Origin of the sequence: Mesorhizobium sp. LNJC394B00, from assembly GCF_000502555.1 — a bacterium.
Classification (GTDB): Bacteria; Pseudomonadota; Alphaproteobacteria; order Rhizobiales; family Rhizobiaceae; genus Mesorhizobium.
Genome location: NZ_AYWH01000006.1, coordinates 178,594 through 198,757, shown reverse-complemented (window position 1 = coordinate 198,757; position 20,164 = coordinate 178,594). Strand labels below are relative to the sequence as shown.

Below are 20,164 nucleotides of genomic sequence, written 5' to 3'. Positions count from 1 at the left end.
TTTGGCCAAGGACGCGAAATCGGCCACCGGCTATACCTTTGTCGACCACAAGTTCGACGTGGTGGTCGTCGGCGCCGGCGGCGCCGGCCTGCGCGCCACGCTCGGCATGGCCGAGCAGGGCCTGCGCACGGCCTGCATCACCAAAGTGTTCCCGACCCGCTCGCACACGGTGGCGGCACAAGGCGGCATTGCCGCGTCGCTGTCCAACATGGGTCCGGACTCCTGGCAGTGGCACATGTACGACACCGTCAAGGGGTCGGACTGGCTGGGCGACGTCGACGCCATGGAATATCTGGTGCGCGAGGCACCGGCGGCGGTCTACGAGCTCGAGCATTACGGCGTGCCGTTCTCGCGCACCGAAGAGGGCAAGATCTACCAGCGGCCGTTCGGCGGACACATGATGAATTATGGCGACGGCCCGCCGGTGCAGCGCACCTGTGCTGCCGCCGACCGCACCGGTCACGCCATCCTGCACACGCTCTACGGCCAGTCGCTGAAGAACAATGCACAGTTCTTCATCGAATATTTTGCGCTCGACCTGATCATGGAACCGGACGGCACCTGCACCGGCGTCGTCGCCTGGAACCTCGACGACGGCACCATCCATCGCTTCTCCGCCAAGATGGTGGTGCTGGCGACCGGCGGATATGGCCGCGCCTATTTCTCGGCGACGTCGGCGCACACCTGTACAGGCGACGGCGGCGGCATGGCGGCACGGGCCGGCTTCCCGCTGCAGGATATGGAGTTCGTGCAGTTTCATCCGACCGGCATCTACGGCGCCGGCTGCCTGATCACCGAAGGCGCGCGCGGCGAGGGCGGCTATCTCGTCAATTCCGAGGGCGAGCGCTTCATGGAGCGCTACGCGCCGTCGGCCAAGGACCTGGCCTCGCGCGACGTCGTCTCGCGTTGCATGACGCTGGAGATCCGCGAAGGCCGCGGGGTCGGCAAGAACAAGGACCATATTTTCCTGCATCTCGACCATCTCGATCCGGCCGTGCTGCATGAGCGGCTGCCGGGCATTTCGGAATCGGCCAGGATTTTCGCCGGCGTCGACCTGACCAAGGAGCCGATCCCGGTGCTGCCGACGGTGCACTACAATATGGGCGGCGTGCCGACCAATTACTGGGGCGAGGTGCTTAACCCGACGGTCGAGAATCCTGACCGGGTGTCACCCGGGCTGATGGCGGTCGGCGAGGCCGGCTGTGCCTCCGTGCACGGCGCCAACCGGCTGGGCTCGAACTCGCTGATCGATCTGGTGGTGTTCGGCCGCGCCGCCGCAATCCGCGCCGGCCAGGTCATCGACCGCAATTCGGCGATCCCTTCGCCAAACGAAGCCTCGGTCGAAAAGATCATGGACCGCTTCGACCGGCTGCGCCACGCTAATGGCTCGACGCCAACCGCCGTTCTGCGTGAGAAGATGCAGAAGGCGATGCAGGAAGACGCCGCCGTGTTCCGCACACAGGAGTCGCTCGAAAACGGCTGCAAGCGCATTTCGCAGATATGGACCGAGCTCAAGGACCTGAAAGTCTCCGACCGCTCGATGATCTGGAATTCCGACCTGGTCGAGACGCTGGAGCTGGAAAATCTGATGGCCAACGCCATCACCACGGTCTACGGCGCCGAGGCGCGCAAGGAGAGCCGCGGCGCGCATGCGCGCGAAGATTTTTCGGCCCGCGACGACATTGTCTGGCGCAAGCATACGCTGGCTCGGCTAAGCGAGGACGGCCAGGTGAGCCTCAGCTATCGTCCCGTGCACACCGAGCCGCTGGTGGCGGAAAAGGACGGCGGCATCAGCCTTGCCAAGATCGCGCCGAAGGCCAGGGTGTACTGACCATGGTGCCGAAGCCCGTCATCCGAAAGGACCAGAGGTAATGGTCGAACTCACGCTTCCCAAGAACTCCAAGGTGCAGCCGGGCAAGACCTGGCCGAAGCCGGAGGGCGCCACCAACCTGCGGGAATACCGCATCTACCGCTGGTCGCCCGACGATGACGAGAACCCGCGCATCGACACCTATTTCGTCGACATGGACGATTGCGGGCCGATGGTGCTCGATGCGCTGCTCTGGATCAAGAACAAGATCGACCCGACGCTGGCGTTGCGCCGCTCCTGCCGCGAAGGCATTTGCGGCTCCTGCGCCATGAACATCGATGGCTCCAACACGCTGGCCTGCACCAAGGGCTGCGACGACATTTCCGGCGCCGTCAAAGTCTACCCGCTGCCGCATATGCAGGTGGTCAAGGATCTGGTGCCCGACCTCACCAATTTCTACGCCCAGCACGCCTCGATCCAGCCATGGCTGAAGACAGTGTCGCCAGAGCCAGCCAAGGAATGGCTGCAGAGCCATGAGGACCGCGAAAAGCTCGACGGGCTCTACGAGTGCATCCTATGCGCCTGCTGCTCGACCTCGTGCCCGAGCTATTGGTGGAACGGCGACCGCTATCTCGGCCCGGCGACGCTGCTGCAGGCCTATCGCTGGCTGATCGACAGCCGCGACGAAGCCACGGGCGAACGGCTCGACGATCTCGAAGACCCATTCCGGCTCTACCGCTGCCACACCATCATGAACTGCGCCCAGACCTGCCCGAAGGGGCTCAACCCGGCCAAGGCGATTGCCGAAATCAAAAAGATGATGGTGGAGCGGCGGGTTTAGTTGAGGCGAGTTCGCTCGCGGCAATCTCGGACGCTGCGATCCTTCGCGCCCCCCTCTGTCCTGCCGGACATCTCCCCCACGGGTGGGGAGATTGGCCGTCATCGCGGCTTTCGCCAATCTCCAAGGTTGAAGGATGGCGCGCTGTCGGCGAAGCTGCCGATCTCCCCCCGCGTGGGGAGATATCCGGTAGGACAGAGAGGGGGGCGCTGTCTCGCCGGCGCTAGAAAGGATACTCAAGCCAATGAGCGAAGAGCTTCCAATCCTTAATCCGGTCGAAGCCCGTGTGCTCGGCTGCCTGATCGAGAAGAAGGAGCTGACGCCGGATGTCTATCCGCTGACGCTGAATGCAGCACTTGTAGCCGCCAACCAGAAGACGGCGCGCGAGCCTGTGATGGCGCTCGAGCCGACAGAGGTGCATCGGACGCTGAAGCTGCTCGAGCAGAAGGGGCTGGTGCGTCAGATGTTCGGCTCGCGCGTCGAGCGCTATGAGCATCAGATGGCGCAGCGCTTCTCGCTGACGAGGCCGCAGACTGCGGTGATCGGCCTGCTTTTGCTGCGCGGGCCGCAGACGGCGCATGAGTTGCTGGCGCGAGCTGAGCGCATGGCGCGGTTCTCGTCGATCGAAGACCTGCGCGCTGAACTCGACATGCTGATCGGCCGCCGACCGCCGCTCGTCCAGGAAATACCGCGCGGGCCGGGGCAGCGCGAGGACCGTTTTGTGCATCTGCTCGCAGGACCGGTGGACGTCGCGGCGTTATCGATGCAGCGGAGTGCGCCGGCCTTGCCTGCTTCCGACCTGGAAGCAAGATTGGAGGCTCTGGAGCAGGAAGTCGCAGCCCTTCGCGCCCGGCTTGATGCGCTGGGCGCCTAATAGTATCCGAGACGTCGGCGGGACAGCACCCCCCTCTGGCCTGCCGGCCATCTCCCCCTCAAGTGGGGAGATCAGATGTCACGCCGGCCTTCGCCAATCACGAACGTCGAAAGAAGAGTGCCAGCTACCGAGCTTCCAATCTCCCCGGGAGATGCCCGGCAGGGCAGAGGGGGGCGCGAAGAATCGCTACCCCGGGCAAAATCGGCGGATCACCCCAGCTTCGCGTCGAGCGACACTGCGATGGCCCCCAGCGCCTTCGAAACCGGGCACTCCGCCTTGGCCTTCTCGGCCAGTTCCTTGAACTTCGCCGCATCAATGCCCGGTACCTTGCCGATCAGGGTGATGGCGCTGCCGGTGATGCCGGTGCCGGGCACCAGCGTCACCACCGTCTTGGCGTCGAGCTCGGTGGCGGGCGTGCCGTTCTCGGCCAGGAAATGCGACAGCTGCATGGCGTAGCAGCCGGCGTGTGCCGCCGCGATCAACTCTTCGGGATTGGTGCCGGATTTGCCGCTCTCGTCCTCGAAGCGAGCCTTGAACGAATAGGGCGTGCCCTTCAAGGTGCCGCTCTGGCTGTCGAGCGTGCCCGTGCCCTCCTTCAGATTGCCTTTCCAGACGGCGTTTGCGGTGCGGTCCATAAGATTCTCCTTGATTACAGCGACAGCGCCGGCCACGCGGCGTTCCCTCCAACTATAGCGCGGCGGCAGGGGAAGACCACCGCGCTGTTTCGGCCGGATGCGACGCCGGCGAGCCCTGCAAATCTTTTCTGAAAAATGTGCGTGCAAAAATGTCGACTTGCATCGGCGCCGGCCGTCCTGCGAGCGTCCACGGATTCTCGTGGCGGATGGAGATCCAAGATGAACAATCTGTTTTCTGCCCATTGGAACGACGCCGACAAAAGCGCGCGTCTACACGAGATCGAGTGCTCGCGACCTTCCGGCTTCGGCCGGCTGCTTGCTGCGGTCGCCGTGATCGGCATTGCGGTCTGCGTGCTCGACCACGCTGCTGCCGGCAAGGATGCCGCCGGCGCCGTGATCACCTATGGTTCGTCACAGCAAGGGAGCTGGAAATGAAATATGTCTGTCTGGTCTACGGCGAGGAAAAGGACCTCCATGCCATGACGCCTGAGCGTCTGGCCAAGCTCGACGCCGATTCGATGGCCTATGACCGGTCATTGGACCAGCAAGGCAAGCTGATCATCGCGCAGGCGCTGCAATCGGTGAAGACGTCGAAGACGGTGCGGCGGCGCCAAGGCAAGCGGCTGATCACTGACGGTCCGTTTGCCGAAACCAAGGAGCAGTTGCTTGGTTTCGTCATGATCGAAGCCGACACTCTCGACAAGGCGCTGGAGATCGCCGGCAAAATTCCGCTGGCTGAAATCGGCACCGTCGAAGTCAGGGCGATCTACGACGTGCCGGGGTCATAGGCGGCGGCGACGTCATGCAGGCCGGCGGATCATATCCGCCGCCTTCTCGGCGATCATCACCACTGGCGAGGCGGTGTTGCCGGAGACGATGCGCGGCATGATCGACGCGTCGATGATCCGCAGCCCCTCGATACCGGTCACGCGCAGGTCCGGGCTGACGACGGCGCGGCCGTCGACACCCATCCTACAGGTGCCGACCGGGTGGAAGATGGTCGTCGCGATCGAGCCGATCTGGTGCAGCAGGTCCTCGTCCGACTGGTGGGCGAGACCAGGCAGGATTTCTTCCGGATGGAAGCCGGCAAGAGCCTTGGCGGTCATGATGCTGCGCGCCTGGCGCACCGAACGCAGCGCGATCTCGCGGTCGCGCGCCGTAGAGAGGTAGTTCAGCCGGATCTCCGGCTGCACGGCCAGCTCGCGCGTCGTAGCGTGCACCGAGCCGACGCTCTCGGGCCGCAGATTGCAGACCGACATGGTGATTGCCGGGAACGGGTGCAGCGGGTCGCCCAGCCGGTCGGTAGACAAGGGCTGGACGTGGTACTCCAGGTCCGGCGTCGCCATCGACGGATCGGATTTCGAGAACATGCCGAACTGGCTCGGCGCCATCGACATCGGTCCCGAGCGGCCAAAGGCATATTGCAGCGCGATCTTCGCCTTGCCGCTCAGGCTGTTGGCTAGCGTGTTGAGCGTCAGCGCCGACGACACTTTGTAGGCAGTGCGGATCTGCAGATGGTCCTGAAGGTTCTCGCCGACATCGGGGCTGGCGTGAACCACATCGATGCCGAGCGCGGCGAGGCGATCCGGCTCGCCGACCCCGGAAAGCTCCAGCAGTTTCGGCGTGTTGATCGAACCGGCGGTCAGCAGCACCTCGCTCCTGGCCTTTGCCTCTATGGCTTGGCCGCCGGCGCGGTAGCGGACGCCGATAGCACGCTTGCCCTCGAGCAGCACTGTCTCGACATGCGCGTTGACGACCAGCCGAAGGTTGGGCCGTCGCAGCGCCGGGCGCAAGAATGCCTTGGCTGTGTTCCAGCGTACGCCCTTGCTCTGGTTGACTTCGAAGAAGCCGGACCCCTCATTGTCGCCGTCATTGAAATCCTCGCGCGGCATGATGCCGAATTCCTTGGCCGCCTCCTGCACCGTGTTCAGGATCGGCCAGGACAGCCGTTGCCGCGCCACTTTCCATTCGCCGCCGGAGCCATGCAGCTTGGTCTTGCCGCCATGATGGTCCTCGGATTTGAGGAAGTAGGGCAGCACATCGTCCCAGCCCCAGCCGACATTGCCCATCTGCCGCCAGCCATCGTAGTCCGCCGCCTGGCCGCGCATGTAGATCATGCCGTTGACCGAGGTGCAGCCGCCCAGCACCTTGCCGCGGGGATAGACCAGCGAGCGGCCGTTCAGGCCGGCTTCGGGGGCAGTCTTCATCATCCAGTCGGTGCGCGGATTGCCGATGCAATAGAGATAGCCGACCGGGATATGCACCCAGTGATAATTGTCGCTGCCGCCGGCCTCAAGCAGCAGCACGCGCGTCGCCGGGTTTTCGCTCAGCCGATTGGCCAGCACGCAGCCCGCCGTGCCTGCGCCGACGATGATGTAGTCGTAGTCGCCATCGAGCCGTTGGGTCATTGCGGTGGTTTACTCGGCGGTGTTCTACTCGGTTCTGCCGCCTGTTCGGCCCAGAACGATCGCAGCGTATCGGCAAGGCCGCAATAGGCGCGATAACGCCTGTTGTAATGGTCCTGCATGGCCGGGTTCGGACGATAGGCGGCGCTTGACCGGGTCATGGCGTCGACGCCGGCCTCATAGTCGGCGAACAGGCCGGCCGCGACCCCGGCGCCGATTGCCGCGCCAAGCGCGCCGGTCTCGCGCGCCTCAGGCACGGTGATCGGCACCCCAAGCCCGTCGGCGAAGATTTGCGGCCAGTGCTCGCTGCGCGAGCCGCCGCCGGATAGCACGGCTCTTTCGAAGCCGACGCCGGCTTTTTTCAAGACTTCGATGTGGCGCCGGTGCTCGAACATCACGCCCTCGAACAATGCGCGCAACAAATGGCCTTCCCCGTGCCAGCCGGCGAGGCCGTAGAAGCCGGCGCGAAACTCCGCCCCTTGCCCGGAGCCGTAGAGAAACGGGTGGAAAATCGGATCGTCCCAGGCCGGCGTCACCGCGCCGACAGCCGCGTTGCAGTGGCCGAACGGATCGTCATGATGGGCACCGCGCTCGACGAATTCGCGCACATACCATTCGAGATTGGCGGCCGATGTAGCGCTGGATTCGATATTGACGAAACGGCTGGGGCCGAAGCGCGCCGCCATGAAAACATCTGGGTCGCCAACCGGCGTAGTGGAGAAGACCTGATTGACCGACCAGGTGCCGGCGATAACAGAGGCTTCGCCGGGGCGCACGACGCCCGCCCCCATGGCGCTGGCGACGACGTCGAAATAGCCTGCGATGACCGGCATGCCTTCCGCCAGTCCGGTCTCTTCAGCCGCTTGCGCGGTGACCGCGCCGGCGATGTCGGCGCTGTCGAGCAATCGAGGCAGTTTGGCCTGCGCATCCTCAATGCCGTAGAGCGCGAGAAGCTCGGAATCATAGACGCCTTCGGGCATGCGGACGAGGCCGCAGCCGGACATGTCGGAGACATCGCTGACACGCTCGCCCGTCAAGCGGAAAGTGATGAAATCCTTGCACAGCATCGCCGTGCCGGTTGCGGCATAAAGGTCGGGCGCATGCTGCTTGACCCAGGCCAGCAAGGTCGGCGTCTGCGCCGGCCACGGCTTTTGCAGGCAGATCGCGTGCAGCGCTTCGGCATTGCGCGCCGCCAGCGTCGACGCCATGCCGGCGGCGCGCGTGTCGAGCGACTGGATGCCGATCAGCGGTTCGCCGGCACGGTCGACCAGATAAAGGCCGTTGCCATGGCCGGCGCAGCCGACGGCGGCGATCTCGCGGGCATCGATGCCGGCCTGCGCAATGCAGGCGCGTATGGCGTCGCGCGCAGCGGCCCACATGCCGCCGAGGTCGCGCTCGACATAGCCCGGCTGCGGCGTGTGCGAACGGCCGGCGACCGCATGCATGGCGAGCTGCCGCCCGGTATGATCGAACAGCACCGCCTTGATGATGGTGTTGCCGGCGTCGAGGCCGAGCAGATAGGCGGCTTGATCAGCCATTGTTGTAGATGTCCCAAGCCTCTTCGCCGCCGGCGTCGTTGTGGATCATCGCCATCAACGCACTCACTACCGCCTTCGGATTGGCATGCTGATAGATGTTGCGGCCATAGACCAGCCCCTTGGCGCCTTGTCTGAGCAGGGCTGACGATTTTGCCAGCACCGTCTTGAGATCGTCCTTGCCGCCGCCACGCACCAGCACCGGCACGCGTGCCGCCTCGACGACGCGGTGGAAATCTTCCGCGTGCTCGGTGGGGTCGGCCTTGATGATGTCGGCGCCCATTTCGGCGGCGAGCCGCACCAGCGTCACGATCTTTTCCGCATCGCCGTCGACCTGATAGCCGCCTCTGATATCGTTGGGCAGCATAACCAGCGGCTCGATCATCAAGGGCATGCCGTATCGCTGGCAGGCGGCGCGGACCTTGGCGATGTTTTCGACGCATTGGCGAAACAGTTCCGGCTCGTCGGGCAGCATGAACAGATTGACGACGACGCAGGCCGCATCCATCTCCAGCGCGCCGATGATCGGCTCGTCATAATTCTGCAGCATCGACCACATCACCCGGTGGCGCTGGGCATTGTAGGGGTTGCCCATGTCGATGCGCATGACCAGCGCCGGCTTGTCCTTGTCTTTCCGCGACTGCAAGAGGTCGGCCTGGCCATAGGTCAGCTGCAACGCGTCGGGCCCTGCCGCGATCAGTGTGTCGATGACCTTCGCCATGTCCTCCAGGCCAACGAGAAACCCCGGTTCATTGCAGACGCCGTGATCGAGCGCCACGTCGAGGCAATTGCCGTTGGTGAACATCCGGTTCATCCGGGCCTTGGTGCTGACTTTCATGTTCTGCTCCTGGTATCGTGCGTTGGTCGAGCATCTCTTGCGAGACGCCGTGATAGGTGTCGAGTTCGGCGATGAGACTTTTTATCTCCTCGTCGCGGTGCGGATCGCTCCAGCCGCGCTCGGCGGCCAGCGCATCGGCGATCCCTTCGATTGATACCATCGAGATGTCGCCGGCAATGGCAAGCGACGTGCGGCGCAAGACAACATCCGAGAGGCAGGTCACGAACTCATGCCGGGCGAGATAGACGATCTCGGCCGCCGTGGTCTCGGTCCTGTCATCGAGCCTGATATCGTCGGGACGCCCGAGGCAGAACAGGATGATGGCGCGCGCGCCGTTGCCGTAGCGATCGGCGAGATAGGCGGCGCGGTTGGCGCTGATCGCGAACTCACCCGCCAGCTCGGCCGCCAACGATGCCGGGGCCGTGGGGAATCCAAGGCCGCCGCCGATCGGTAGCGCCAGCGTGCCGCGGATGCGCTCGCGGCCAAGCTCGGCCAGCACGTCATCGGCCGCCTGTTCGGCGAAGGCGCGGAAGGTCGTCCACTTGCCGCCGATCATGCAGAATTGCGGGATGTCGCCGGCAATGCGGTGTACGGAATGGCCGCGCGATATTCGGCCGGTGAAGGCATGGTCGCTCTTCGGCAGTGGCCGGATGCCGCTATAGGTGAAGACGACGTCGGCGGCATGGACCGGAATGGACGGGAATACCAACCGCGCCGCCGCCAATATGTAGTCGGTCTCGGCCGGTTCGCAGCGCACGCGCCCGGCCTCGCTGACGCGGATGTCCGTCGAGCCGACCAGCACCTTGCCGAGATAGGGAAACATGATGCAGACGCGGCCGTCGGCATTCTCGAAGAAAATCATGTGGCCACTGAGCGCCTGGTACAGCGGCTCGTTGTCGAGGATGAGGTGCGAGCCCTTGGTGCCCTCGACCAGGGGCGCCGCGGGCTTTTCGGAGGCGTCGAGCCGGGCGATCGCCGAATCCAGCCATGCGCCGGTCGCATTGACGATCGCCTTGGCGGTCACGGTGAAGCCTTCACCACCCACCGTATCGGTGAGCTCGAAGGAGGAGCCCGCGCGCGCGATCTCGGCGCGATTGAGCGCGAGGCTGTCGGGCGCCAGGCGTGCGGTATCGAGCAGCAATTCGATGCCGAGCCGTTCGGGGTAGCTGATCCAGGCGTCGTAATAGGTAGCGGAAAAGCGCAGTTTGGGATCGAGCGCCGGCCATTGCGCGAAGGTCGCCCTGGCGCCACGGAAACTGTGGCGCGGCAGCACCCGGCGCTTGCGCGTCGTCCAGTCGTAGAGCGCGAGGCCTGCCTTGATCGCCAGCGCGCCGCGGCTGGAAGGCGTTTCCGAAAAGCCGAGAAAGCCTGCCGCGCCGTTCATCAGCCCGGAGAAGACGGAGCGGATCGGAATTGTCGTCGGCAGCGGCCGCACCATATGCGGCGCATTGGCCAGCAGCGCGTCGCGTTCGCGCAACGATTCCTGCACCAGGCCGAACTCGCCATTCTCGAGATAGCGCAGGCCGCCATGGATCATGCGCGAGGGTGCCGCACTGCAGCCCGAACAGAAATCGTTGCGTTCGACCAGCAGAACTCGGAGACCCTGCAGCGCCAGTTCGCGGAAAACGCCGATGCCGTTTATGCCGCCGCCCATGACGACGACATCGAACGCGCCGTTGCGGCGGATCGTGTCGAGGATGACGGTTCTCTGATCAGGCATGGCTTTGCCGGGCAAGGTTGGGCCGTTCTGCCGTCCGGTGGACGGCAGCTCAACTTGGTTCGGGTTACTGGTGGCGGTCAGGCGTCGAGATTGGTCAGATGGCGGCTGGCGGCCTCACTGATCTGGTTGATCTCCTGTCCCGACAATTTGATGCGGCCGGCCTGCGCGTTTTCCCTGGCTTGCTGCGGGCTGCGCGCGCCGCAGAGTGAGAAGGTGATGCCGGGCTGCTGCAGCGTCCAGGCGATGACCACCTGCGCCTCGCTGGCGCCGTGCGCCTCGGCACTCGGCCTGATCGCTTCCATCAGCGCTGCCACCTTGCGGCGGTTGGCGAGCGAGAAGCGCGGATTGTCCTTGCGCTGGTCGTCGCCGGTAAAGACGCGGTCGGGACCGATCTTGCTCGAGAGCAGACCGAGCGCCAGGGAGGAATAGCTGAGCACCGACACGTTGTTCCCGGCGCAGAAGGGCAAGAGATCCTGTTCCATGTCACGCGCAACCATGCTGTATTCCTGCTGGACCGCATCGAGTTGGCCGGCCGCGAGATAGGCCTTCACATCGGCGACGCTGACATTGCTGGCGCCGATGGAGCGGATCTTGCCCTGGGTCTTGAGGCGGTCGAGCGCTTCCATCGTTTCAGTGACCGGCGTGGTCGGATCCTGCCAGTGGGTGATGTAGTGGTCGATATGGTCGGTGCCGAGGCGGCGCAGGCTCTGCTCGACTTCGTAGACGACAGAGTCGGCACCGAGATAGCGATGCACCGGCGCGCCGTCATAGTCGAAGAAGTGGTTGCCCTTCTTGGTATGCCAGACCAGCCCAAGCTTGGTGGCAAGGACGACCTTGTCACGGCGACCCTTTATCGCCTTGCCGACGATTTCCTCGGACAGCCCCTTGCCGTAGGCCGGCGCGGTGTCGATCAGCGAAACGCCTTCGTCGATCGAGGCGCGGATGGTGTCGATCGACTGCGCCTCGTCGGTGCCGCCCCACATCCAGCCGCCAATGGCCCAGGTGCCAAGGCCGATTGCGGAGGCGGATATTCCCGACGCGCCAATGGTGCGCGTCAACATTTCAGGCGACATTGCGTATGCTCCCCGCATTGCTCAGGACTGCATTGGCCGTCTCTTCGTCGACGACCAGTGATTTGAGATAGTTGCCGCGAAGCGCTGCGCGGATCGGCCAGACCTTTTCGGCGCCGCTAGCGACGCCCATCACCGACCGGCAACGACCGAGCTCCGAAGGCGCCAGCGCCACCAGGCGGTCGTTGGGCGGATAGTCGGCCAGCGTGCCGTCGTCGCGGATCAGATGCGCAAGGAACTCGCCGACTGCGCCGCTGGCGGCGAGTTTTTCGCGGTCGGGATCGAGGCCCGGGTGGAGGTCGTAATAGCTCGACCCCGGCGTCTGGATCGAGCCGACGCCGACCAGCGCGATCGCCGCCTTGCGCGCCAGATCGAAGATTTCGCGCACCGAGGCCATGTCCAGCAGGAGATCGCGCTGCTCGCGGCTTTCGGCAAAGAGCGGCGCATGCAAGAGCATGCTGGTGCCGCCGAGGCGTTCGGCCAGCCGCGTCGCCAGATGGTTGACGTCGGTATAGTGCTTGCCCTGGACGCCGCCGGTCAGCGGCACGACGGTGACGTCGAAGGCGCGCTCGGGCTGCAGGTTTTCGACCAGCGCGCTGATCGCCTTGCCGCCGGTAATGGCGATGACGTCGCCGTCGCGCAAAGTCTCGAGCAACTGGTTGGCCGCCGCGCGCCCCACCTGCTGCAGCGTGCTGTCGGGACTGCCGGCCACGGTCGGCGTCACGATCGCGGCTGCCAGTTGCGCGACCTCGATCAGCTGCTTTTCGATGTCGACGAGGCGCTGGAACGGGCTCTCGACCGCGATCCTCAGCATGCCGAGCTTGCGCCCTTGCGCGATCAGCCGATTGACTTTCGACGCCGAAAGGTTGAGCGCCGCCGCAATGTCGTTCTGCTTCATGCCGTCGACGAAGTGCAGCACCAGAACGGTGTGGATCTGCCGGATCGCCTCGAAATCTTCCCTGCCGTCCGCCATCTCAGCCCCGCGGCTTGTTGAAGTAGTAATCGGCGGTGACCGCCGTCAGCAGAATGGACCCGCGGATGATGTCCTGCCAATAGACGGACACGTCGAGCAGAGCGAGCGAGCTTGAAACGACGGAGAGCAGGATGGTGCCGAGGATGGCGCCGAGAATGGTGCCGGAGCCGCCGGTCAGGCTGGCGCCGCCGATCACCGCGGCGGCGATGACGTTTAGTTCCATGCCGGAGCCGAAGGTCGGCTGGGCCGAGCCGAAACGGGCCATGTAGATCACGCCGGCAAAGCCGCACAGGGTCGAGCAGAGCGTCGTCGTCAGGAACACGACCTTCTTGGTACGGATGCCGGAATAGGCGGCCGCCTTCTCATTGCTGCCGGTGTAGAAGACTTTGCGGAACATCGTCGTGCGGCGCAGCATGAAGTCGGACAGGATGACGAAGACGATGAAGATGATGATGACGACCGGAATGCCGCCAATGGCGCCCTGGCCGATGAATTTGAACTCGGGCGGCAGTGTGTAGAGCCCGAGCGGCCGGCCGCCGGTGCCAAGCAAGCAGAGCCCGCGCGCGATCACCATTACCGCCAGCGAGACGATGAAGTGGTGCAGTCCCACTCGGGTGACGAAGAAGCCCATGAAGGCGCCGATGCCTGCACAGGCCGCTATTGCAATCAATGATGCCAGCCAGGGGTCGACGCCGCCGAGGAAGAGCAGGCCGGCAATGACCATGGCGAGTGCGGTGACCGAGCCGACCGAGAGGTCGATGCCGCCGGAGATCAGCAGGATCGTCATGCCGACCACGACAATGCCTTCGACCGCGAAGGCCATCGCCATCGCCCGCATATTGTCCCAGGTCAGGAAATAGGGCGATGCGAACGACATAATGATAAACAGCACGGCGATGATGAGGATCAGGCCGGTCTCGCGCATCCTGATCAGGCCGCCGAGCCTTTCACCGAACCCGATGCGGGCCGGCGGCGTCACGCTGTCCATGCTTTCCCCCACGATGCTCATGCGGCGCTCCGTTGCCGGCCGTCATCGGCAAGCGATGCCAGGACCATGATGTTTTCTTCGGTCATTTCCGCGCCGGTGACCTCGCCGGTGATGCGTCCCTCGCGTATGATCAGCACCCGGTCGCAGACACCGATCAGTTCCGGCAGTTCCGACGAGATGACCACGATGCCGACGCCGTCGCGCGCCAGCTTGCGCAGGATCCGGTGGATTTCGGCCTTGGCGCCGACATCGACGCCGCGCGTCGGCTCGTCGAGGAAGATCACTTTCGGGTCGACCGACAGCATCTTGGCGATCGCCACCTTCTGCTGGTTGCCACCCGAGAGCGTCGAAACCGGCTGGCCGACATGGCCGCATTTCAGCGACAGCTGCCTGCCGATGGTTTCCGCCCGCTGCTTCTCGCGGCGGTCGTTGATGAGGCCGAAGCGCGTCGAGATCCGATCCACCGCCAGCGCCGAGATGTTGGCGGCGATCGACATGTCGAGGAACAGCCCGTCACCCTTGCGGTCCTCGGAGAGGTAGACGATGCCGGCGGCGATGCTGTCGCCATAATGGGTCAGCGACAGCGGCTTGCCATGCAGGCTGACATTGCCGGTCACCTGACCCTCCAGCCGGCAGATACCCCGAACGATCTCGCTGCGACCGGCGCCGATCAGGCCGCCAATGCCGAGGATTTCGCCCTTGCGCAACTGGAAGCTGATGTCGCGGAAGGTGGTTGCTTCCGAGAGCTTGTTAACCTCGAGCAGGATCTCCTCAGACCGCTCGTCGTCGCGCAGCTTCTCGGGATAGAGGCTGTCGATGACGCGGCCGACCATGGACGCCACCACCTGTTCGGGCGTCGTCGCCGATATGTCGAGCGTGGTGATGTACCGGCCGTCGCGCAGCACCGTGACGCGATCGCAGTATTCGAAGATTTCGGCCATGCGGTGCGAGATGTAGATGACGCCGATGCCTTCGCCGGCAAGCTGGTGGATGATCTCGAACAGTTTCTTGGCCTCGCGCTCGGTCAGCGCTGCCGTCGGCTCGTCGAAGATGAGGATGCGGCAATCGAGCGTCAGCGCCTTGGCGATTTCGACCAGCTGCTGCTGGGAGATCGACAGGCTCCGCGCCATCGCGGTCGGATCGAGGTTGCCAAGTCGCGCCAGGATGGCTGTCGCGCGTTTCTCGAGGTCACGGTAATTCATCAGCAAAGCCTTGCTGGCGTTGGTGATCGACATGAAGATGTTTTCCGCCACCGAGACATCGGGGCAGAGCGCGATCTCCTGATGCACGAAGCCGATGCCGAGCTTTTGCGCCGCCAGCGGCGAGGGGACCGAAACGGAGCGGCCGTCGATCTGGATGTCGCCGCTGTCGGGCGGCAGTATGCCGTCGATCACCTTCATCAACGTCGACTTGCCGGCGCCGTTCTCGCCGGCAATGGCGTGAATTTCGCCGGCGCGCAGCTCGAACCCGACATCGCGCAACGCACGGACAGGGCCGAACGATTTGCTGAGGCCGGATATTTTGAGGAGGGCCGGGATTTCCACTTGTGTGCTCACCTGCTCAGGGAGGGATAAGGCAACCGCGCCGGATGGCGCGATTGCCTGATGGACGCGATTAGCTGGGATCGCGGCCCTGCATGTACTTGTTCAGGTCGAACGAGTCGGCATTCTCCTTGGTGATGACGGCAAAGCCGTTATCGGCGAAGGGGATGCTCATCGGGTTGTGGCCCGACGTCTTGTAGTCGTTGAACGGGTCGATCAGCTCCGGATGCGCCGCCATGAAGGTGGCGACGAAGCCGAGATAACCCTGCATGCCCTGGTTCGGGCTCAGCGCCATGTGGATGTTGCCGGCCTTGATCTGCTCCAGCGTCGCCGGGGTGATGTCGGCGTGCATGATCAGCACCTTGGCCTTGGCTTCGAGAACGGCCGCGACCGCGCCTTCGGCCGAACCGGCTTCCGGAATCCAAAGCGCCTTGAGGTTCGGGTTGGCTTGCAGCATCGAGGCCACCGCCTTGTTGGCGACATTGGCGTCCTGATTGGAGGCCTGGCGTCCGACCAGCTTCATCTTCGGATAGTTCTTGGCGAGATAGTCGATGAAGGCGGTGACGCGCAGATCGTGGTTGCTCTGGCCGGGGTTCTCAAGCACGCCATATTCGGCATCGTCGCCGACCTGCTTGACGATCTCCTCGGCGGCAAACTTGGCTTCCGCCAGATTGTCCGAGGTGATGTAGGAGACGCGCTTGGATTTTGGCGAGTCGGCGGCGAAGGTGACGACGGTGGTGCCGTTCTCGATGGCGCGGTTGATCGGCTCGATGAACGGATCGGCCTGCATCGGGTGAAGCAGCACGCCGGCCGGCTTCTTGATCAGATCCTGTTCGAAGGAAGCGATCTGCTTGGCGATGTCATAGTCCGGCGTGCCCGAAAACACTGTCTTGCAGCCCATCGCCGCAGCCGCCTGCTTGAAGCCCTGATAGACCGGCACCCAATAGGGATGCGCGGAGACCATGACGTTCATTACGTAGGTCTCATCCGGCTTGCACTGAAACTTGCTCTCTGCCGACGCTGGCATCGCCAGGGTCAACGTCATCACGGCGGCGCTCAGCGCGCCCACCAGCCCAATCCTGTTCATTCTCTCCTCCGGGTTCCCCGACGATGAAAGCCTCGTCGCATCAGCTTTGCAAGAAATTTCATAAGATGAAATCTCTGGCGGGGTTGAATACGGCGGGATTTGTGGCATGTCAATGATGGCGAACGAAATATCAGTATGTGAAATATCTTGCAGGTGGAGTGGGGTGGATGCGAAGTCGGCGTTATCGCCAAGCGGTTGCATCATTAGCGCCCGTGACGAGCGACCTGAACACAGGACGTCCGATCTCGGCGTCTGGATGATTAGGGGGCCAGCTCTGTTTTCTCATCAGATACAATTCTTGCGTGTTGAAGCAACGCCGGAGTTCTCCTATCGTCGCCGCAATTTTCGGGGGAATTCGACATGCCTTTCCTGATTGCTATTCTCGGCGTGCTGGGAGCCGGGGCGTTCTGGTGGTATCGCATGAAGGCTATGAACGAAGCCGCGCGCGAGGTCGCCGACGTCGTCGGCCGCGTCCAGGGCAACATAAGGCGCAAGAAGCTGCGCAAGCAGGCGGCGCTGTCGCCGCTGACGGCGATCGACGATCCGGTGGTGGCGGCAGCAACGCTGATCATGGCAATCGCGGCGGAGCATGGTCCGATCCTGCCGAAGCGCGAAACGGTTATCCGCGAGGTGATCTCGCAGATTGCGGACAACCAGAAGAAGACCGATGAAGCCGTCGTCTACGCCAAATGGGCCGCGGCGCAGATCGACGACACGACGATCGTCATCGACAAGCTGGCGCCCTTCCTGCGCGAGCGCCTCGATCCGCATGAGCGCGAAGACCTGCTGCAGATGCTGGATCGTGTTGCCAAGAGCGGCGAGCAGAGTTTCAAGGTCGCCGACCAACGCATGCTGCGACTGCGGCAGAAGCTGGGGTTTGAGGTCAACTGAGAAACAGCCCGGGCGCATGTCATTCTGGATAGCGAGCGTGGTAGGATCGGCTGCCGCTTACCTTATCGGCTCTACGCCTGCCGGCTACCTGGCGGGGAAACTGCTTAAGGGCATCGATATCCGGGAGCACGGCTCCAAGTCCACCGGTGCGACAAATGTATTGCGCACACTCGGGAAATGGCCAGCATTGGTGGTGCTTCTGGTGGACGTGCTGAAAGGGGCGGCAGCGGTCATCTTTGCCCGTTGGTTTTGTTTCTGGTCTTCCGCAACGCCGCCGTCGGCAATATCTGATATGCCCGTTTGGGCTCCTTGGGTTGTATGCCTGGCCGGACTCGCTGTTTTGCTTGGGCATAGCCGTTCGATCTGGCTGAATTTCACCGGCGGCAAATCGGCTGCGACGGGGTTGGGTGTTTTGTTGGCGATGTCCTGGCCTGTGGGTCTAGGCGCGGCGACGGCATTTGCCGTGGTGTTGGCAGTTTCCCGAATTGTGTCCCTGAGTTCGATGCTGGCGGCGCTCACCGCGATCGCCCTCGTCGGCGGCATGGAACAACCATTGCCCTACCGGTTGCTGGTCATCGCCGGCGGCATCTACGTGATCGTGCGCCACCGCGCCAACATTGCGCGGCTGATGTCAGGAGCCGAGCCGCGTCTATGACAAAGCGGCACTCATTCCCGGCCTAAATCGCCTCACCCTTGAGCAGCCGTGGTGTGCCGTTGGACAACCCCGACGCCTGGCGGATGAAGAACTCCTTCAGCCTGGGCATCCGTTCGACAAGGCCGAGGCCTATGTCGCGGAGCTGGCGCAGCGGGCCGATGTCGTTGGAAAACAGCCGGTTCAGCACATCTGTGGTGACGCCCATCTGCACCGTGTCGAAGCGGCGCCATTGCTGGTAGCGCTCGAGCACGTCGAGCGCGCCGATATCCTGTCCCAAGCGATCGGCCTCGACCACCACTTCAGCAAGGGCCGCCACATCCTTGAAGCCGAGATTGAGGCCCTGGCCGGCGATCGGGTGGATGCCGTGCGCGGCGTCGCCGGCAAGCGCGATGCGCGGGGCGACAAAGGCGCGCGCGATGGTCAGGCCGAGCGGCCAGGCGCGCGGCTTGTCGGTGACGCGGATTTCGCCGAGCTTCAGGCCGAAGCGCAATTCAAGCTCCTGCTCGAAGACGAGGTCGTCGCCCGAGACCAGCTTTTCGGCATCCTCGGAACGTTCGACCCAGACCAGCGACGAACGGTTGGTGCCGTCCTCGGTCGGCTTGAGCGGCAGCGTTGCAAACGGGCCGGCCGGCAGAAAATGCTCTTCGGCGCGGCCATTGTGCGGGCGCTCATGCGCCACCGTGCAGACGATGCCGGACTGGCCATATTCCCATTTCACCGTCTTGATGCCGGCCATGTCGCGCAATTTGGAATTGACGCCGTCGGCGGCGACCAGCAGCCGCGCCTCAATCGCCGCGCCGTCGGCCAGATGCACGGTGATGCCGGCGCCATTGCCGTCGAACGATGCGACCGCGACACCTTCGATGATGTCGATGCCGAGCTTTTGCGCGCGGCGGCGCAAGGCGCTGTTCAGGTCCTTGTTGGCGACCATGTGGGCGAACGGTTCGCCCGGCGCGACCTCGCCATCGAAGGTGAGAAACACCGGACGCACCGGATCGGCGGTGCGCGAATCGGTGACGATCATCTCGGTGATCGCCTGCGATTGCCCGACGATTTCCTGCCAGACGCCGAGCTGGTCGAGCATGCGGCAGGCGGCGGCGGCGATCGCCGAGGCGCGGCGGTCCTTCTGCCAGACGCCGGCGGGGGCAGCATCAACGACCGCCACGGCGAGGCCCGGCCGCGCCTGTTTCAGCGACACGGCGGCGGCGAGGCCGACATAGCCGGCGCCAGCGACCAGCACGTCGAGCGGGGTTTTTGCGTCCGGGTTGCGGTTCGCCATGTCAATTCCTTTCGAAGTCTCGACCATCCCCGCCCACTGGGGCATTCCGGCCTTGACTGCCCGCCATTCCTGTCGGAAACCGCCATAGCATCTTACGGCGAGGTCACGAAGCATGACGGCGGCCATGGACGAGCTTCTCAGCATTCTCGACCTCGAGCAGCTGGAACACAATCTGTACCGTGGTCGCAGCCCCAAGCTCGACTGGCAGCGCGTTTTCGGCGGCCAGACCATCGCCCAGGCGCTGGTCGCCGCGCAGCGCACCGTCGAGCCCGAGCGCCACGTGCATTCGCTGCACGGCTATTTCATGCGGCCCGGCGACACCAAGGTGCCGATCGTCTACGAGGTCGACCGCATCCGCGATGGCGGCTCCTTCACCACGCGGCGCGTGGTGGCGATCCAGCACGGCCAGGCGATCTTTTCGCTGGAAGCCTCGTTCCAGCAGGACGAGGTTGGCCTTGAGCATCAGCTGCCGATGCCGCGCGACGTGCCGCCGCCCGACAGCCTGTTGTCGCAGCGCGAATTGCTGGGCAAGTTCGGCGAGGCGGTGCCGGACGGCATCAAGCGCTACTGGGAGCGTGACCGGCCGATCGAGATGAAGCCGGTGATGCTGAAGCATTACACCAGCCGCGAAAAGCTGGAGCCGCAGCAGAACATCTGGATCCGCACCACCGGCCCGGTGCCGGCCGACCGCGGCATCCAGGCGGCGGTGCTTGCTTACCTCTCCGACATGACGCTGCTCGACACCTCGACCTTTGCGCACGGCCGCGCCATTTTCGACCGCGACATCCAGGCGGCGAGCCTCGACCATGCGATGTGGTTCCATCGCAGCCATCCGCTCGATGACTGGATCCTGTACACGCAGGACAGCCCGTCGACGCAGGGGTCGCGCGGCTTCACCCGCGGCTCGCTGTTTGCCCGCGACGGCACCCTGATCGCCTCGGTTGCCCAGGAAGGCCTGATCCGGCTGAAGCGGCCGCCTGCGGAATAGGCATTTTCGAAAAATTGCCTACTTTTTAATCAGTGAC

Annotated in this window: 19 protein-coding genes; 8 read left to right on the top strand and 11 right to left on the bottom strand. The window is 64.1% G+C overall.

The annotated features are described in order from the left end of the window. Window position 1: 1 nt before the first annotated feature. The 3 genes from sdhA to X751_RS143810 all read left to right on the top strand — a co-directional run bounded on the left by sdhA (window position 2) and on the right by X751_RS143810 (window position 3,522). Complete coding sequence (gene sdhA, locus X751_RS143800) at window positions 2-1,831, top strand: succinate dehydrogenase flavoprotein subunit (protein ID WP_023745406.1); 1,830 nt, start codon at window positions 2-4, stop codon at window positions 1,829-1,831. A 40-nt stretch (window positions 1,832-1,871) separates the two neighbouring features. Next, window positions 1,872-2,651, top strand: a complete 780-nt coding sequence (locus X751_RS143805) for a succinate dehydrogenase iron-sulfur subunit (RefSeq protein WP_023670510.1) — start codon at window positions 1,872-1,874, stop codon at window positions 2,649-2,651. A gap of 241 nt (window positions 2,652-2,892) precedes the next feature. After that, a complete protein-coding gene (locus X751_RS143810) occupies window positions 2,893-3,522 on the top strand; it encodes a YceH family protein (RefSeq protein ID WP_023745405.1) in 630 nt (209 codons plus the stop codon). A 209-nt stretch (window positions 3,523-3,731) separates the two neighbouring features. Here X751_RS143810 and X751_RS143815 read toward each other — a convergent pair whose 3' ends face one another. Further along, the gene (locus X751_RS143815; protein WP_023745404.1) at window positions 3,732-4,157 is read right to left on the bottom strand and encodes an OsmC family protein; all 426 of its coding nucleotides are present in this window, start codon (window positions 4,155-4,157) and stop codon (window positions 3,732-3,734) included. Between the two features lie 219 nt (window positions 4,158-4,376). Here X751_RS143815 and X751_RS143820 point away from each other — a divergent pair, with 219 nt between their 5' ends. After that, window positions 4,377-4,592 carry a hypothetical protein gene (locus tag X751_RS143820; protein ID WP_023698372.1) on the top strand — a complete coding sequence of 72 codons (216 nt, stop codon included), beginning with the start codon at window positions 4,377-4,379 and terminating at the stop codon, window positions 4,590-4,592. Next, window positions 4,589-4,945 carry a YciI family protein gene (locus X751_RS143825; protein ID WP_023698373.1) on the top strand — a complete coding sequence of 119 codons (357 nt, stop codon included), beginning with the start codon at window positions 4,589-4,591 and terminating at the stop codon, window positions 4,943-4,945. The genes X751_RS143820 and X751_RS143825 overlap by 4 nt, the downstream gene beginning before the upstream one ends. A 12-nt stretch (window positions 4,946-4,957) precedes the next feature. On the opposite strand, the gene X751_RS143830 is transcribed toward X751_RS143825, so the two are convergent. The 9 genes from X751_RS143830 to X751_RS143870 form a co-directional block, all read right to left on the bottom strand. Beyond that, on the bottom strand, window positions 4,958-6,565 hold the full coding sequence (locus tag X751_RS143830; protein WP_023745403.1) for a GMC family oxidoreductase N-terminal domain-containing protein: 1,608 nt from the start codon (window positions 6,563-6,565) through the stop codon (window positions 4,958-4,960). Then, on the bottom strand, window positions 6,562-8,100 hold the full coding sequence (locus X751_RS143835; RefSeq protein ID WP_023745402.1) for an FGGY-family carbohydrate kinase: 1,539 nt from the start codon (window positions 8,098-8,100) through the stop codon (window positions 6,562-6,564). Before X751_RS143835 ends, X751_RS143830 begins: the two co-directional genes overlap by 4 nt. After that, on the bottom strand, window positions 8,093-8,935 hold the full coding sequence (locus X751_RS143840) for a class I fructose-bisphosphate aldolase (RefSeq protein WP_023687718.1): 843 nt from the start codon (window positions 8,933-8,935) through the stop codon (window positions 8,093-8,095). Before X751_RS143840 ends, X751_RS143835 begins: the two co-directional genes overlap by 8 nt. Next, window positions 8,847-10,655 (bottom strand): glycerol-3-phosphate dehydrogenase/oxidase, encoded by a 1,809-nt coding sequence (locus X751_RS143845; protein ID WP_023745401.1) that lies wholly within the window; start codon window positions 10,653-10,655, stop codon window positions 8,847-8,849. The genes X751_RS143840 and X751_RS143845 overlap by 89 nt, the downstream gene beginning before the upstream one ends. Before the next feature lie 77 nt (window positions 10,656-10,732). Further along, window positions 10,733-11,728, bottom strand: a complete 996-nt coding sequence (locus X751_RS143850; protein ID WP_023745400.1) for an aldo/keto reductase — start codon at window positions 11,726-11,728, stop codon at window positions 10,733-10,735. Then, a complete protein-coding gene (locus tag X751_RS143855; protein WP_023736785.1) occupies window positions 11,718-12,698 on the bottom strand; it encodes a sugar-binding transcriptional regulator in 981 nt (326 codons plus the stop codon). The genes X751_RS143850 and X751_RS143855 overlap by 11 nt, the downstream gene beginning before the upstream one ends. 1 nt (window position 12,699) lies before the next feature. Further along, a complete protein-coding gene (locus X751_RS143860; RefSeq protein ID WP_031204466.1) occupies window positions 12,700-13,686 on the bottom strand; it encodes an ABC transporter permease in 987 nt (328 codons plus the stop codon). A gap of 17 nt (window positions 13,687-13,703) precedes the next feature. Beyond that, window positions 13,704-15,230: a sugar ABC transporter ATP-binding protein gene (locus tag X751_RS143865; RefSeq protein ID WP_023745398.1), complete on the bottom strand. Its 1,527-nt coding sequence runs from the start codon at window positions 15,228-15,230 to the stop codon at window positions 13,704-13,706. A gap of 70 nt (window positions 15,231-15,300) precedes the next feature. Then, the gene (locus X751_RS143870) at window positions 15,301-16,272 is read right to left on the bottom strand and encodes a substrate-binding domain-containing protein (protein WP_050587426.1); all 972 of its coding nucleotides are present in this window, start codon (window positions 16,270-16,272) and stop codon (window positions 15,301-15,303) included. A 402-nt stretch (window positions 16,273-16,674) separates the two neighbouring features. On the opposite strand from X751_RS143870, the gene X751_RS143875 reads away from it, so the two are divergent. Both X751_RS143875 and plsY read left to right on the top strand, forming a co-directional pair. After that, window positions 16,675-17,205 carry a hypothetical protein gene (locus tag X751_RS143875; RefSeq protein WP_023698376.1) on the top strand — a complete coding sequence of 177 codons (531 nt, stop codon included), beginning with the start codon at window positions 16,675-16,677 and terminating at the stop codon, window positions 17,203-17,205. A 16-nt stretch (window positions 17,206-17,221) separates the two neighbouring features. Further along, window positions 17,222-17,860: a glycerol-3-phosphate 1-O-acyltransferase PlsY gene (gene plsY, locus X751_RS143880; protein ID WP_023670502.1), complete on the top strand. Its 639-nt coding sequence runs from the start codon at window positions 17,222-17,224 to the stop codon at window positions 17,858-17,860. Window positions 17,861-17,882: 22 nt separating this feature from the next. Here plsY and X751_RS143885 read toward each other — a convergent pair whose 3' ends face one another. After that, window positions 17,883-19,139 (bottom strand): ubiquinone biosynthesis hydroxylase, encoded by a 1,257-nt coding sequence (locus X751_RS143885; protein WP_023726060.1) that lies wholly within the window; start codon window positions 19,137-19,139, stop codon window positions 17,883-17,885. A 112-nt stretch (window positions 19,140-19,251) separates the two neighbouring features. On the opposite strand from X751_RS143885, the gene tesB reads away from it, so the two are divergent. After that, window positions 19,252-20,127, top strand: coding sequence for an acyl-CoA thioesterase II (gene tesB / locus X751_RS143890; protein WP_023687727.1), 876 nt, complete (start codon window positions 19,252-19,254; stop codon window positions 20,125-20,127). The last annotated feature ends 37 nt before the right edge of the window (window positions 20,128-20,164 follow it).